Consider the following 14,997-nt stretch of genomic DNA (forward strand, 5'->3'; position numbering starts at 1 on the left):
CCCTCTGGCGGGCGGTCCTGGGCAGCTGAAATTTGGGGGCGCCAGTATACACCCCCGGGCGACGGGCGGGGCGCCAGCTGCGCCCCGGCACTCAACAGGTCTGGCAGGTCAAACAGATCAGGGGGCGCCGGCGGGGCTCTGCATATTGCGCAGCTGGGTCTGCAGGGCAGACAAATCGGCGTTGATCTGGCGGCGGAAGGCGTTGATGGACTTCACCCACTCCTCGTTGCTCTGCACGCGCTTGTTCATTTTCGCCAGCTCCAGGTTGATCTTGTTCAGGCTGTCCGCCACCCGCTCCACCTCGGCGCCGTTGGCCTTGGCGCTGGCCATCAGGCGTTCCATATCGCCGGCCACGCCGCGCAGCTTGGCGAGATCCGCCGCGGCCGCCTTGATCTGGGCCTGGGTTTCACTCAGCGACTTCTCGGCGGCGGCAATCTTGCTGGCATTGCTCTTGCTGCTGCCCTGCAGGGTCTTGTTGGCGCCTTCCAGTTCATCCAGCCGCGCCTTGTTGCGCCGCCAGGCAGAGGCCCACAGCTTGTCCACCTCGGAGAACAGCTCCTTGATCTTCACCGCCATGGCCTGGGTATTCTGGCTCAGGCCCTCGTCGGTGTCCGACAGGCGGTCCTCCAGGTCGGTAATGCGCTCGGTGGCCCGGGCCAGCAGGTGGTTGGACTGCTCCAGCTGGCTCTGCAGCTGCCAGGCCCAACCGCAGGCCACCGCGGCAACCACCAGTGCCAGGGTGATGAAAATACGCCCCCACAGGCCACTGCCACCACCACCGCCGCTACGGGCCGGCGCTGGGGAGGCCTTGCCACGGCCGCCGTTGCTTTTGCCGCTCTTCTGGCTGCTGCGGGAGGTGGCATAGTGCTGTTCGTTGTCCCGGGTGGGAACGATGGACGGAATATGGTCGAGATCGTCTTGAGACATAGCTACGCTGATACCAAAATCGAGCGGCCATTATACATAGGCACCCAGAGTGCAGAAACCGAGCCGGCAGCGGCAAAAATACGCACTTGCCACAAAAAAAGCCGGGGAATTCCCCGGCTTTTGCGACACCCCCAGGGGGCATCCTGGCACTCAGAGGAAGGCCAGCAGCACCCAAAGCAGCGCCGCCAGGGCAATGCTGCAGTGGATCACCCCCTTCACGCTGGTCATCGGGCCGGTCTTGCCGAACAGGGCGTTGGCTTCCAGCAGCAGGATAATCACCGCGCAGGCCACCAGGCCGGTCATGCTCAGGTCGGCAATGTAGAGGTGCTTGGAGCCCAGCATACCCAGCAGCATGGGGCCAGACAGCAGTGTGTTGGTGCGCGACGCAAGCCCCGCCTTGGCGGCCGCTACCGGGCCCTCGCCCGGCTTCATGCCGAGCACAATCTGCTGGTTGGGCCAGATGATCAACCAGACATTCAGGAACATCAGGGTACCGGCCAGCGCGCCAATCCAGATCAGCGACGCGCCAACCACGTTGGCCATGGCACCCACAAAGTGCAACAGCGCCAAGCCGGTCAGGAAGGTGAACATCGCCCCCCAACGGAACCACCACAGCGCCCGGGGCGCCAGCTTTTTCATGGCGTCGGCCTTGGCCTCGGCCTCCGCCTCTTTGAAATATTCCGTCTGGACGAAATTGAAATAGTACAGCATGCCTATCCAGACAATGCCGAACAGGACGTGGAACCAGCGCAATACAAATTCAACGACAGCCATGGTGTTCTCCTTATTAGTTGGGTGTTGCCTTTGGGATTGTACACCTTGCGCAACTCACAGGTGCAACGGCTTTGTGCCGGTTAACCTTGCAGCCGGCACTGCCGCCCAACGAAAAAAGCCCCGCGTCTTGCGAGACGGGGCTTCTTAATGGGACGCGGGACTGCGCTTACATCATGCCGCCCATGCCACCCATGCCGCCCATGTCGGGCATGCCGCCAGCGGCGGGCTTGTCTTCCGGCGCATCGGCGATCATCACTTCCGTGGTGATCATCAGGCCAGCCACGGAGCCGGCCGCCTGCAGGGCGGTACGGGTCACTTTGGCCGGGTCCAGAATGCCCATTTCCAGCATGTCGCCGTATTCGCCAGTGGCGGCGTTGTAGCCGTAGTTGCCTTCGCCCTGGGTGCGGATGTTGTTCAGCACCACAGAAGCTTCGTCACCGGCGTTGGTCACGATCTGGCGCAGGGGGCCTTCCATCGCGCGCATCGCGGCAGCGATACCGGCCTGCTGGTCTTCGTTGTCGCCCTTCAGGTCGGCGATGGCGTTCACGGCACGCACCAGGGCCACGCCACCACCGGCAACCACGCCTTCTTCAACGGCTGCGCGGGTGGCGTGCAGGGCGTCTTCAACGCGGGCTTTCTTCTCTTTCATTTCGATCTCGGTGGCGGCGCCAACCTTGATCACGGCAACACCGCCAGCCAGTTTGGCCACGCGCTCTTGCAGTTTCTCACGATCGTAGTCAGAGGAAGTGTTCTCGATCTGGACGCGGATTTCCTTCACACGCGCTTCGATGGCAGCAGCTTCGCCGGCACCGTCGATGATGGTGGTGTTGTCCTTGTCCATGGTCACGCGCTTGGCGGTGCCCAGGTGCTCCAGGGTGGCGGATTCCAAATCCAGGCCCACTTCTTCGGAGATCACGGTGCCACCAGTCAGGATGGCGATATCCTGCAGCATGGCCTTGCGACGGTCGCCAAAGCCAGGCGCTTTACAAGCGGCCACTTTCACGATGCCGCGCATGTTGTTCACTACCAGAGTGGCCAGCGCTTCGCCTTCCACGTCTTCGGCAACGATCACCAGCGGCTTAGAGGCCTTGGCGACCTGCTCCAGCAGGGGCAGCAGTTCGCGGATGTTGGAGATTTTCTTGTCAACCAGCAGGACGAAGGGCGACTCGTTGTCGGCCGTCATGTTTTCCTGGTTGTTGATGAAGTAGGGAGACAGGTAGCCGCGGTCGAACTGCATGCCTTCTACCACGTCCAGCTCGTTGTCCAGGCCAGTGCCTTCTTCAACGGTGATGACGCCTTCTTTACCGACTTTTTCCATGGCGTCGGCAATGATCTGGCCAACCTGGCTGTCGCTGTTGGCGGAGATGGAGCCTACCTGGGCAATGGCCTTGCTGTCTTCACAGGGGATGGAGGCTTCTTCGATCTTGGCCACGGCGGCGGCAACGGCTTTATCGATACCGCGCTTGAGGTCCATCGGGTTCATGCCGGCGGCGACTGATTTCAGGCCTTCGTTCACGATGGACTGGGCCAGTACGGTGGCGGTGGTGGTGCCGTCGCCCGCCTGGTCAGAAGCCTGGGAGGCCACTTCCTTGACCATTTGCGCGCCCATGTTCTCGAACTTGTCTTTCAGCTCGATTTCCTTGGCCACGGAGACACCGTCCTTGGTCACGGTGGGGGCACCGAAGGACTTGTCCAGGATTACGTTACGGCCTTTGGGGCCCAGGGTGGCTTTTACGGCGTCAGCCAGGATGTTCACGCCGTTCAGCATGCGCTGACGGGCATCGTCGCCGAAGAATACGTCTTTAGCTGCCATTTTCTAGTTCCTTGATCTCTTTACAGTGTCTGAATGCTGAAGGAAGCGGATTGCTCTGCTTACTCTACGACTGCGTAGATTTCGCCTTCGCCCATGATGATCAGCTCTTCGCCGTCAACTTCGATGGTGTTGCTGCCGGCGTACTGGCCGAAAACCACGCGATCGCCCACTTTCACAGCCAGGGCGCGTACGTCGCCGTTGTCCAGGACCTTGCCCTCGCCAACTGCAACAACTTCACCCTGGTTGGGCTTCTCTTTGGCGGAACCGGGCAGAACGATGCCGCCAGCAGTGGTCTCTTCCTCTTCCTTGCGACGAATGACCACACGGTCATACAGCGGACGGATTTTCATTTCTGAATGTCTCCTAGTAACGATGTTATACAGGCCCCCGGCGGGGGTTAGCTTGCTCTATTGGGGCGCTGAAGGGGATTTCAAGGCCCGGATTAGCACTCTTCTCAAGAGAGTGCTAATTCTAGTAACGATTGGCGCCGAGTCAAGGCCGGCAATACGCCAACAGAATGACAAATAGTTATTACAATTCAATGGGTTATAAAAATACCGCCACTCAGTCTTCAACGCGGCGGTAGCTGCCTTCGATCGTTGCGTGCTCGCTGGCATCCCGCTGCGGCGCGTAGGGCTCCGGCTGGGGGCCGGCGAAAAATCGGGCGATGCGCCGGCGCAGGGGGCCAATCAAAACCACCAGGGCGGCGACATCAGTAATCAGGCCCGGCACCATCAGCAGCAGGCCGGCCAGCCCCACCGACATGTCATCCAGCAGCAGGCGCCCGGTGATCACCCGCCCGCCGGTCTGCGCCTCACGCAGGTGCTGGAACAGCCCAAGGCCCTGGCGCTGCAGGATCAGCAGGCCCAGCACCAGGGTGGCAAACACGTACAACAGGGCAGTGAGAACGCTGGTTTTAGCACCGAGCTGAATCAGCGTGGCCAGCTCCAGCCAGGGCAGGAGCATGAAAAATATGCGCATGGCGACCTCCTATACGCCCTTGGTGGGGGCGCCGCGGGCAATTGCAAGGTTACCAGCTGTAATTGAGGCCGATGGACCAGGTCTGGTCCTTCTTGTCCACCGCGTTCTGGGCCGGCAGGTTATCGAAGTCGTACTCCAGTTGGATGGTGGAGCTGAAGTGGCCGTTGATGGGGTATTTGAGGCCGGTGATGGTATCCACCTCAAAATCATCCCCGCTTTCAAAGGCCTGCAGGATGGCATGGCGGTGGAAGAATTCCATGCCCTTGTCGTTGAAGCGCCAGGCAAAGTCCAGGTTCCACAGAAACGCCGGGGTATCGCGGCTGGTGCCATCGCTGAACCGCTCGTCCACGTAGTTCACCGTGCCCTTGCCCAACAGGTCGATGAATTTGGTTTCCAGGAACTGGTAGCCCATCCCCAAACCCACCAGGCTACGCTGGTCGATTTCCTTGAATTCATCCTCCTCGTAGGAGGCGTTGCCAGCGGCAAACCAGCGCTCGGTAAAGAACTGGTCATACTGATAGCCGCCGCGCCACATATCGCGTGCCGTGGCATCCGCCACGGTTTCTTCCTGATAGCGCAGGCTGAGGGTATGGCGGGACTCAATAAAGCGCAGCTCGGAACGGGCATCGATATTCAGCTTGCTGATTTCGTTGTTGCCCGAGGAATCCTCCGCTGCCACATTCACACTGCCCTTCTGGGCCAGCATGGGCGGCGGGTCGTTCACCGCCTCGCCCACCGCCACCACCAGCTTCCAATTGGACAGCACCTCAACACCCTCTTCGCAGTGCAGAAGCTGGTGGTCGTCCTGCACAAACATCCAGCAGTTGTTGAGTTCGCGCCCGCTCAGCTTGAAGTCGTAGTGCTCGCCAGACTCAATGCGCTGGATGTGATACTGGTCAATCACCAGTTCGCCCAGCACCTCGGACGACCACAACAGGTTGCCGTTCTCGATACCCACCAGCGTACCGGGGATGGATTCACCATCGGTGGTGTAGAGTCGGTCGGCCAGCGTCGGCGGCGCAGCCACCGCAAGAGCGATAAGAAAGAGAGGGAAAAACAGCTTGTTGCAGTGGGGAACTTTCAAGATACTCGTCGTTTTGAATCAGTAGGTTTAGCTGTGTCGCTGCACAACACAACGCGAATTGACCGCCACGCAACGCCCGCCTGCAACCCCAGCCCGTGCCGTGGCCAGCAACCGCACCGAACTTAACCAGCGCATCTGGCAGGTAGTGACGTCGATTCCTGAAGGCAAGGTATCCACCTACGGCGACATCGCCCGCTTCGCTGGCCTGCCCGGCGCCGCGCGCCGCGTCGGCTACGCCCTGCGCCAGCTACCAGAAGGCAGCAAAGTGCCCTGGCACCGGGTGATCAACGCCCAGGGCTGCATTTCCTTACCGGCGGGATCTGAGGGGGAGTATACCCAAAGGGAGCGGCTGGAGGCAGAGGGGGTGCGGGTTTGTGGAGGCAAAGTTGCCCTGCGGGAGTTTGGATGGCAGCCGTAGTAACGCCCCGCGCTTGCCTCGAAGCCCTGATTTATACCTCTATGCGCACGTAGGGTTTGCATAGGTGCTCGGCCCCGTTCGATTCACACTCGCCTTGATGGTTGTCTTTTCGCATCTCTTCTATGAGTGGATGTGGTGGCAAGGGGCTTACGCAGTGTTTGGCTTCTACGTGATTAGCGGGTACCTGATGACACGCATTCTGGATGAGGTCTACACAGGCAGGCACAGTGTCATCGCCTACCTTACAAACCGGGCACTACGCATCTATCCGCCTTACCTCGCCTGCCTTATTGTGGCCTCGCTGGTGGCCACCTGGGGCCAACATGCCATGAACCAGGACTTACATAATGGGCTGACGTTGGCGCAAGTCATCTCAGCACCAGACTCCCTGCAATCCTGGCTGGCCAACATCAGCCTTGCGTTCTCACCCCCGTCGGGGACATTCAGCCTGTCACCCGCCTGGAGTCTCCAGGTGGAGCTGTTTTATTACATCGCCATGCTATTGCTCTCGCGCAACCTGCTGGTGGTGGCGATCTGGTTTGCCTGCTCTGTGTGCTATGTCCTGTGGCTCGATGCTGACGGCGCAAGTTTCACCCAGCGCTACGCCAGCATCGGCGGCGCATCCATCGCCTTCTCCAGTGGCAGCCTGGTCTACTGGTTGGCCAAGCTAAGACCGTCGCACCCGCGGTGGCTCGCCCTGGCGCTTGCCGGTTTTATCGGGCACTTACTTCTGGCGCCGGAACTGTGGCAATTTGAAAGGCATTACCCAACTGTGTCGTGGTTCTTCGAGGCACATCATTTCGGACTCTATGGCAACATCTTTTTTGCCAGCCTGCTGATGTACGCACTGGCGGCACATATGGTCACGAACAAGACTTCGCCGGCACAGGCCTGGCTTGGCCGATTAGCCTACCCGGTATTTCTCTGCCATTGGATAGCCGCTGTCATCGTACTGCAGGCTGGCGTACTCTTTGAGGATCGATTTTCTTTTGTGTCTCTTGGGGTCATCGTGACATTGGGCCTGGGAACCTGCCTGTACCAATTTGTCGAAAGGCCCATAGAGACCCATTACCGCAACCGTATACGGCAGAAGGCGCATCAGCGACTACCAGCCATACCCAATACCACACCAGAAGCTGGCAACCATGCCTGATTTGCAGGCTGCGACGATGGCAGGGAAAACGATGACTGGAAGCACCGGGCACGCCACGGACGGCATTGATCTCGCTGCCGGCGTCCGCCGCCCATCGTCCTACCGCTACGAATTAGAGTGCCTGCGCGGACTCGCTATTCTGCTGGTCTTTCTGTTTCACGCCTATGGCGTTACCTGGGGGGCGGAGAATGCGCAGGTGACTCCCGCCAACGCCTGGATTATCGCCGGGAATACCGGTGTGACGCTTTTTTTTGTGCTCAGCGGCTTCCTGCTGAGCCTGCCGTGGTTGCAGGCAGAGGGGGGCAAATCCCGGCCCTCCCTCAGGGGCTTTTACCGGGCACGGTGCATGAGGATCCTGCCTCTGTATCTATGTGCCGTGGCATTGGCCGCACTAATCACCGGGGACTGGGAGGCAGCATCAAGGGCGGCCTTATTTCAGCCGATTGGCTTTGAGATGTTTCCATTCGGCGTCGTCTGGTGGACCCTCTGCACAGAGGTACAGTTTTATATCCTATTACCTTTGGCCTTCTGGTGTGTATACCGCCACCCCGCGCTCAAGACACTGGTAATCCTGATCCTTGGCATCTGGTTAGCGGCCTATCTGTACTGGGCCCTGGCATGGGCGCCCACACAGAGCAAAGTTGGCTGGTGGGCTTCCAAATCCTTGGCTGGGCGTCTGCCGGCCTTTCTGGCGGGGATAGCGTTGGCCTTCTGGTATGCCAGACTGGCGAAGGCAAGCCCGTCATCGCAACTGCCGGTTAGCAGTACGGGCGCGCTGGTGGCCATCCTGGCTGCCATGACTTACCTGCTTTGGCGCAGTGCCACCATTGGCGATGCCGCGGCAGAACGGCAATGGCATATCCATCACACGCTAGAGGCTACATGCTGGGCCGCGTTAATAGCGCTGCTGCTGGTGGCGCGCCCTCTTGGCAGCAGCGTCGTACTCAATCGGCCCATGGCGGTTCTGGGAAAACTGTCCTATTCGATCTACCTGAACCACCTGCCCATCCTGTTCTACCTGATCTATCCGCTCAAGCACACACCCGGGTACGCAGACTCCGCCTGGGCCTATCTCATACAGGCACTGGCTCTCGGCCTGTCCCTGTTTTTGGGATGGATCACTTACCGCTATATCGAGCTGCCATTCTTGCGCCGCAAGGCATCTGGTACTGTTGCTAACACTGCAGTGGCAGGCAGTTAAAACAACACGGGCTGCTGTTTGGCCGGTGCCCGGGATGCGGCAAAGAACCAGGATTCCACCGCATAGCGATAGGCGGTGTGGTGGGGGGCGAAGCCCGTGCGGTGCAGGTTGAACTCATCGAAAAACAAGGCATCGCCGGGCCTAAAACGGGGGTTCTCGGCAGGCGTCGTTTTCTCTATTTCTGCCACCAATCCCGCCCCGACCGTCCAGTCAAATGCCGCTCCCTGCGTCCCCGTCTCGTGTATTACCCGCCTTGAAGCCGGGATAATATCCATGCCGGGGGCAGCCGCATCACCCCCACAATCACTGAGGGCAATCCACATATTCACAGTGCGAATCCCATCACCAAGGAAGCGGCCGTCCTGGTGCCAACCCGCCTGTTGCTGGGGGTTTGGCTTGACCTTGCGCAGCACCCATTTTTTGACGGACAGCAGAGCGTCCTCACCAAAATAATCATGAAGCAACGCCGGCAGCCCCAATTGCCGATACAGTGAAATCAGCTTCAAGGCCATTACCGGGGAATCCACAGCCCACACTGAGCCAGAATCTGCGGGCGCGTTGGCACCAAGTGTGCCGAATTGCACCGGGCCACCGGCCACTGAACGTGATCTGCCATACCAGGTTTTGTCCGCCCCGTCAGCCTGGCCATTTGCCACCGCATGACGCGCCGCCAGTACACGATCAATGCCCTGGCGAAGCTCCTCTGCCTGCGACGGTTTCAATAGCTCCCGGACTATCACGCCACCACTTCCCAGGACCCCGGCGCGCAATGTCTCCACATCCAACGCCGCCGCAGGGATATCCGCAAGCCTGCCCGGCACTGGGGGCTGCTGAACTTCTGCAGGCCAACCCCCGGAGAGCTCGGGCCAGCGCATATGGCGGTGCGCTTCAATACGAAGGTCGAGATTGAACTGGTCTATAAGGGCGTTCTCTCCTGGGGCTGCCAACGACTCCAGCCTTGCAATGGCCGTTGGGTAGTCGTTCCTGCCCAGGGCCTCAACAACCATCGCATCTGACATAGGGTACTCAGGATGAGGGGTGCCTGTATGATTCACTGTGCTCCTCCTGTATTTTCAGGCTCAGCCGGGCTGGCGAGGCGGCGCAAATGTATCTTTGAAGCCTGCGTGGGCAGGTGGCCGAGGAAGTTCAGCGGACGATCGGATACCAACTGCTGATGGCCCCGCAAATCAAGATACTGCGCTCGAAACGCATCCAGGCGCTGTTGTCGTTCGTTGTCGCTGCTGTTGGTGGTTGTCCCGCCGTGCAACTGGTGAAAACTCCCCTCTCCTACCAATTGAACCAACGCACTGCCCTCACTTTCAACAGCTCGCTTGTATAAATCCAGATTAACAAACCCGCCGCCAGGCAGGTCAAATGCCTCGTCCGCACCGCCCAGTTGCAAATACAGATACCGATGAAGGAACAGGCAATTCGACTCAAACATACGATTAAACCAAGTGATTTTATCGGCGCCATTTCGCAGTGGCGTGCCTATCTCGAAGAGCCGATACCCATCTTGCGGCCAATCGATACTGCTTAACAGCCCGTCTTCTTTGGCTTTGTCGTAGCCCTGGCGAATTGTTTCTGGCTGCTCCCCCGGGCCGAGATAAAAATAGCGAGTGGCAACAACAGGTTGATCAAAAGCAGAAAAAGCGCGCATGGCCCAGCGGAAAACACCCGGCGTCACTGCGTGGGCACCGTCAATCATTATGCACAGAATCTCACCTGTGGCGTGGCTCGCAGCAAGGTTGAGCGCAGCGCAGGGTGACGCAGACGCCTCATCAATACGTATTAGCCGCAACTTTAGGCCTGGATAGTCCTCTGCGCTTAACGCCAACGGCTCGGGCGAACCGTTGTCGATGACAATCACTTCGTAGTCCAGGGATTCTCCGTCCAACTGATAGCTGGGCATCAGCGACTGGAGGCTCCTGGGCACTTCTCGTTGCATGTCATAGGCGACGATGATGACACTGAGTTTCATGTACTCTTTCCACTATCAACGGTGCTGCAACAGCTACGGGCAAAGACGCCCGGCGACTGATTCCACACCGTTTTGCAAGTCAGGGTTGGCGCTTTCACGGTTGACAAGGCGCTCATTCAATATCACAGGCACACCCAATTCGCCGGTAAACGCCTGGCCCCCTTTCGCATTCTGCCCCAGGTATGTTGGGCGGCTGTGGCCATCTACCGGCATTTTTGGGTCTTTTGTACTGGTAGCCGCTACGGACTCCCCATTGTAAAACAGTTCCAGCAGCCCCCGCCGAAAGGAAGGTGCACTACTGGAGCGTGTCATGTAATTGCTCACGGTGATTTCTGTACAAACGCCCAATGGCGGCGCCGCCGCTTGCACGGTCATATCCAGCAATGAAAGGCGCAGCATTCCGCCGCTGCGGCGCAGTGACCAAAAGCCCTCTTGCTCCGCCACAACGTCTTCCTCGCCCGCCATCTGCTGCGGGGTCACAGCCACAGCAAAGCTCCAACCTTCACTGCCGGGGCTACGCTGGAAGTCATTACCAACAAGCATTTTGGTACCTCCGCTGGAAGCCAGCTGTACTTCTACCTGACGCAATTCTATGCGCCACTGCTGGTAGGCGCTGCGCATTTTGCCCACCAGTGCGGAATGCTCGCGGCTGTCCACCAGTCGCTCTGTATACGGGTTAGACAAATCAAAAAGTAGATAATCGCCGTTAAAGATTTTGGTAAGACGCCAGTTTCCGCCCTCAGCCAGCATGCTCCAGCTATTGAGAAAGTAGTTTGCCGACTCCCAGAACAATGGCCTGTCGGGAACAGGCTTGCCATGCGCCGCCGCAACAATATCTACAGCCTGCCCCGCTGCAAATTTACCGCCGGCCAGTTGCACCAGCGTGTCCGCATAGTCTTTGTTGGATACGACGCCTTCAACCACGGTGCCAGCGGGAATATGGCCACGCCAGCGCATCAACATCGGGGTGCGCACCCCGCCCTCGGTGAACTGCGCTTTGCTACCTGTAAACGGCAGGTTGCTGGGGTATTCCCTCGCTGTCCCACCGTTGTCGCTGGCAACAATCACCAACGTATTATCCGCCAATCCTTGCTCATCCAGCCTGTCCACCACGCGCCCCACGAGGGTATCGGCATGTTCGACGAGCGCGAGGTAACGCCCCTGGGGCGTATCCGGATGGCGCGCAGCAAAGCGGTCTGCCGGCTCCAACGGTGTGTGCGGCGCATACGTCCAGTAGGTGAGAAACCAGGGAGAGTCACCGGCCTCTCGACTGCCAAGAAAATCCATGACCCGCTGATTCAGGATATCGGACAAGTGCCCGGCATATTGCGAGGGATGACCATCATCTTCCTGCAACCAGGGGTTGCGGTAGGTGGGGCGTGCTTCATGGAGTTCGCCCGCCGGATGCGGCCCCCGCAGAAGAAACTGATCCAAAAAGCCAAAAAATGTGTCGTAGCCCTGAGCGAGTGGCCATGCAGGTGGAGCCACAGAACCGGCATGCCATTTGCCTATGTGGTGGGTGGTGTAGCCAAGCTGCTGAAGACGCTCGGGCAGTGTATCCACCTCTGCCGGAATACCGGCGCCATTGGGGCGAAAACCAAGGGCAGCAGGTTCCAGCCCAGTGAGTATACCGATACGCGTTGCTGTACAGGTGCTGTCTGTGTAGTGGCGATTAAAGCGCGCTCCGGCGGCGGCAATCCGGTCAATATTGGGCGTCAGCCCGGCACCGCCACCATAGGCACCAACATCATTGACTCCAAGATCATCCAGCAGGATAAACAGTATATTGGGAGGCTTGCCCGCTGGCTGCGCGCGCTCTACAGGCTCTCCGCAGGCAACGAGCAATAGGCCGATTAAAACCATCAAGCCAGTTGCGCGGGCAACGGCGCTCATTGTCAACAAGCGCGCTCTGGCCCCTACTGCGCCCCTGCCTGCTTGCCCTGTCCACCCTTGTTTTTAGCGCCGGCCAGCTCCTTGAAACGTCGCGCCTGGCGTCGCGCCTCCAGAAAATGAGAAGCGTGAACATAGAGCTGGCGCAATTTCTGCACATTCTCCTCCTCGCGGGAAAACAGCAGTTTCAGCAGTGCAGCGTCTGGATCAGCACCGCCGGGCTTTCGCAGAACCCCCAGCCCAAAGCCGTGGTTGAACTTGAATATGTCCTGCTGGCTTGCCTCCAACTCCTCGAAAAACCTCCAGGCGCCAAAGTCCTTGATTCTCGCCATCACATCATGGAACAGGACAATGCCACCCGGCTTGACCTTGGGGTACCAGGTTTCAAAATCCTCTTTGACTGCCTCGTAGGTGTGCAGGCCGTCGATGTGCAAAAGATCGATGCTGTCGTCTTCAAAGTGCTGCAATGCCTCATGAAAATACATCTTCATCAGGTAGGAGATGCCACGATAATGTTCGCGGGCGTGGCTCTGAACATCTTTGAAAATAGAGTCGTCGTAGGCATCGGTGTGTTCGTCGCCTTCCCAGCAATCCACCGCGTAGGCAACGCCATCAATGTCGTTTTCTACCATGGCCTGGCAGAAGGTAAAGAATGACAGGCCGTTGTATACCCCGAGCTCCACCACTGTTTTGGGCCGGATGGCTTCTACCAGATCATAGGCAAATGGGAGATGGTCAACCCAGGTACTAAATACCATCCGCTTGGGTTCAAAGCGCTGCAGGGAAGGTGGAAAGTAAAGTAAGTCGCTCATAGTGAATTCAGACAGCAATCGCTATTAATAGTAGGGCAGTGGTGCCAGCCACCACCGGGTAAAGTGGGACAATCTATTGGTTTGGTCTTGGGCCTGGTCTTGGTCTTGGTCTTGGTCTTGGTCTTGGTCTAAGCGTCAGCCACCCTCACCAGGGGCGTTACGCCAGCTTCCTGCGCCACGCGAGCCTGTGAACAATCCACACGCGCCATGGACTGCTGCACAAAGCGCATGGCATTGACGGAAATTTCACCCAGGAACACGGGCTCGGTGTGCGGGCTTTCAAATTCCGCCCCGCGCAGCTTCCGGTACTGGGCTTTGGCCTCGTCAATGTAGGCAGCCCGTTTTTCTGCCGCCTGGCCGCCGGTGGTCACGCCGCCGTGAAACTGGTGGAAGGTGCCTTCGCCAATGCATACCACATGAGTAACCCCGGGCAGTTCACAGGCACGTTTGTAGAAATCCAGGTTGATCAGGCCGCCACCGCTCAGGTCGAACTGCTCATCAAAGCCCTGCAATTCTTGCCACAGGTTGCGCGGCAGGCTGATGCAGTTGCTTTCGCTGTTGGGCAGAAAAAAGCCCGGAGCGCTGGACCCGCTAAAACAGCTGATATCAAACAGGCGGTAGCCATCCAGCGGCCAGTCGATGGACGACAACAGGCGCGCTTCCTCGGCATTGCCGTAACCGCTGTTCACTGCCAACTGCTGTAACTCAGCGCCAAGGTGATAGCCCGGCACAGACACCACACTCCGCGGTGACAGCTGGTGGCCAAGCAGCAGGTTGCGCACCACGCCGGGGGTCAGCATGCGGGCGCCATCAATCATGACGCAAATATGTTCGCCACGGGCCCGGCGAGCGCCAAAATTAATCGCGGTGGCCGGGCTGCACTCGGCGTTTTTGCGGTAGAAATAGCGGAAGTTGGCGGGCAAGTTGCGTGTGAATGCCTCTGCCATGGGTCGGGCGGATTCGTTCTCGACGATAATGACTTCGTAATCCCGTGCCCGCACCCCTCGCTGGTAATCCAGCAGCAGTGAGCGCACGGTCTTTTCCGCCTGCTCTGCCATGTCGTACACAATGACCACGATACTCAGCACAGGCGGGGCAATGACCAGCGACTCGCCCCCGTGATCGGCCCGCTGCAGCAGTTTTCTCAACACTTGGACACCCCCTTTCCGCTCGCCCGCTGTAGCTGCCAGTACAGCCACTTCACTCGCCAGGGCAAGCTGGCCCGCTGTTCTTCAGAAAATTGTTTTAATGATGCTTCGTAGAAGTCGGACGCTTTCGGTTGGTCTGGCAGACGCAACCACTCAGCCAGGGCGGTCGCATCCTGCTGAAAGGCTGCGCTCTCCCGGTCAAAGCACAAGATAGGGAAGCGATAGCGGCGATACTGCGCCAGCAGCGCGCGGTTGTAGTGATACCACAGCGCCAGGGCTTGCTCCCGCGGCATTTCGCTGCGGTGGTGCAACGAGCGCGCGACGGCTTCCGGGTGGCGAAATATGCCCACCACTTCAAGCCGGGGATATACAGCCCGCCAACCGTCAATCAGCAGCAGTGCTCTGGGGTCCTTAAAGCCGAGAACCCCGGCGTCTGCATGCGCCGCCAGCAGAGCACGGGCGGCTGCCTGATGCGCCTCACTCCAGACAGGGCGCGCCGGTGGGTTATCCCAGCTACCCTGGTTATCGCGCAGAACGGCATCGTGGAAATCGACAAAGGCCTGATTCTCGCGATTGCCCTTGCGGTTGTACGGGTTCCAGGTATGGCATTCCCCCAGGAACAGACCGGCTCCCTGCAGGGAGCCGGTGAGGCAACTGGTGCCACTGCGGTGCATACCCAGAATGGCCACCAAGCGCGCGGGGCCAGTTGCCAACGCGCCGGTTTGGTCTACAGTCTGGTCGAGATAAGATTCCGCCCCCACTGCCTGGTTCATGGGCTAGGCGAAGGCATTCGGAGAGTGTCGGTGGGCATCGTA

At 59.1% G+C, this 14,997-nt stretch carries 15 protein-coding genes; 3 read left to right on the forward strand and 12 right to left on the reverse strand.

What is annotated here, in order from left to right:
• Positions 1-117: 117 nt before the first annotated feature.
• The 6 genes from DDZ17_RS12940 to DDZ17_RS12965 form a co-directional block, all read right to left on the reverse strand.
• Positions 118-927, reverse strand: coding sequence for a coiled-coil domain-containing protein (locus DDZ17_RS12940; RefSeq protein WP_241505879.1), 810 nt, complete (start codon positions 925-927; stop codon positions 118-120).
• A 150-nt stretch (positions 928-1,077) separates the two neighbouring features.
• On the reverse strand, positions 1,078-1,701 hold the full coding sequence (locus tag DDZ17_RS12945) for a urate hydroxylase PuuD (protein ID WP_116367383.1): 624 nt from the start codon (positions 1,699-1,701) through the stop codon (positions 1,078-1,080).
• Positions 1,702-1,867: 166 nt separating this feature from the next.
• Complete coding sequence (gene groL, locus DDZ17_RS12950) at positions 1,868-3,514, reverse strand: chaperonin GroEL (protein WP_116367384.1); 1,647 nt, start codon at positions 3,512-3,514, stop codon at positions 1,868-1,870.
• Positions 3,515-3,573: 59 nt separating this feature from the next.
• On the reverse strand, positions 3,574-3,864 hold the full coding sequence (locus DDZ17_RS12955; protein WP_116367385.1) for a co-chaperone GroES: 291 nt from the start codon (positions 3,862-3,864) through the stop codon (positions 3,574-3,576).
• 214 nt (positions 3,865-4,078) lie between these two features.
• Positions 4,079-4,495 carry an FxsA family protein gene (locus DDZ17_RS12960; protein WP_116367386.1) on the reverse strand — a complete coding sequence of 139 codons (417 nt, stop codon included), beginning with the start codon at positions 4,493-4,495 and terminating at the stop codon, positions 4,079-4,081.
• A 49-nt stretch (positions 4,496-4,544) separates the two neighbouring features.
• On the reverse strand, positions 4,545-5,579 hold the full coding sequence (locus tag DDZ17_RS12965) for a DUF481 domain-containing protein (RefSeq protein ID WP_157976628.1): 1,035 nt from the start codon (positions 5,577-5,579) through the stop codon (positions 4,545-4,547).
• 100 nt (positions 5,580-5,679) lie between these two features.
• On the opposite strand from DDZ17_RS12965, the gene DDZ17_RS12970 reads away from it, so the two are divergent.
• From DDZ17_RS12970 to DDZ17_RS12980, 3 genes are all read left to right on the forward strand, one after another.
• On the forward strand, positions 5,680-5,997 hold the full coding sequence (locus DDZ17_RS12970) for an MGMT family protein (protein ID WP_116367388.1): 318 nt from the start codon (positions 5,680-5,682) through the stop codon (positions 5,995-5,997).
• Positions 5,998-6,061: 64 nt separating this feature from the next.
• On the forward strand, positions 6,062-7,150 hold the full coding sequence (locus tag DDZ17_RS12975; RefSeq protein WP_157976629.1) for an acyltransferase family protein: 1,089 nt from the start codon (positions 6,062-6,064) through the stop codon (positions 7,148-7,150).
• Positions 7,143-8,351 (forward strand): acyltransferase family protein, encoded by a 1,209-nt coding sequence (locus DDZ17_RS12980; protein WP_116367390.1) that lies wholly within the window; start codon positions 7,143-7,145, stop codon positions 8,349-8,351. The genes DDZ17_RS12975 and DDZ17_RS12980 overlap by 8 nt, the downstream gene beginning before the upstream one ends.
• On the opposite strand, the gene DDZ17_RS12985 is transcribed toward DDZ17_RS12980, so the two are convergent.
• The 6 genes from DDZ17_RS12985 to DDZ17_RS13010 all read right to left on the reverse strand — a co-directional run bounded on the left by DDZ17_RS12985 (position 8,348) and on the right by DDZ17_RS13010 (position 14,955).
• Positions 8,348-9,370 carry a phytanoyl-CoA dioxygenase family protein gene (locus DDZ17_RS12985; protein ID WP_116367391.1) on the reverse strand — a complete coding sequence of 341 codons (1,023 nt, stop codon included), beginning with the start codon at positions 9,368-9,370 and terminating at the stop codon, positions 8,348-8,350. The genes DDZ17_RS12980 and DDZ17_RS12985 overlap by 4 nt on opposite strands.
• A gap of 32 nt (positions 9,371-9,402) precedes the next feature.
• Positions 9,403-10,332, reverse strand: coding sequence for a glycosyltransferase family 2 protein (locus DDZ17_RS12990; RefSeq protein ID WP_116367392.1), 930 nt, complete (start codon positions 10,330-10,332; stop codon positions 9,403-9,405).
• Positions 10,333-10,365: 33 nt separating this feature from the next.
• Positions 10,366-12,225 carry a sulfatase-like hydrolase/transferase gene (locus DDZ17_RS12995; protein WP_116367393.1) on the reverse strand — a complete coding sequence of 620 codons (1,860 nt, stop codon included), beginning with the start codon at positions 12,223-12,225 and terminating at the stop codon, positions 10,366-10,368.
• Positions 12,226-12,248: 23 nt separating this feature from the next.
• Complete coding sequence (locus DDZ17_RS13000) at positions 12,249-13,034, reverse strand: class I SAM-dependent methyltransferase (protein WP_116367394.1); 786 nt, start codon at positions 13,032-13,034, stop codon at positions 12,249-12,251.
• 128 nt (positions 13,035-13,162) lie between these two features.
• Positions 13,163-14,185 (reverse strand): glycosyltransferase family A protein, encoded by a 1,023-nt coding sequence (locus DDZ17_RS13005; RefSeq protein WP_116367395.1) that lies wholly within the window; start codon positions 14,183-14,185, stop codon positions 13,163-13,165.
• A complete protein-coding gene (locus tag DDZ17_RS13010; protein WP_157976630.1) occupies positions 14,179-14,955 on the reverse strand; it encodes a sulfotransferase in 777 nt (258 codons plus the stop codon). Before DDZ17_RS13010 ends, DDZ17_RS13005 begins: the two co-directional genes overlap by 7 nt.
• Positions 14,956-14,997: the final 42 nt, after the last annotated feature.

It is taken from the genome of Parahaliea mediterranea, assembly GCF_003402235.1.
GTDB lineage: Bacteria > Pseudomonadota > Gammaproteobacteria > Pseudomonadales > Halieaceae > Parahaliea > Parahaliea mediterranea.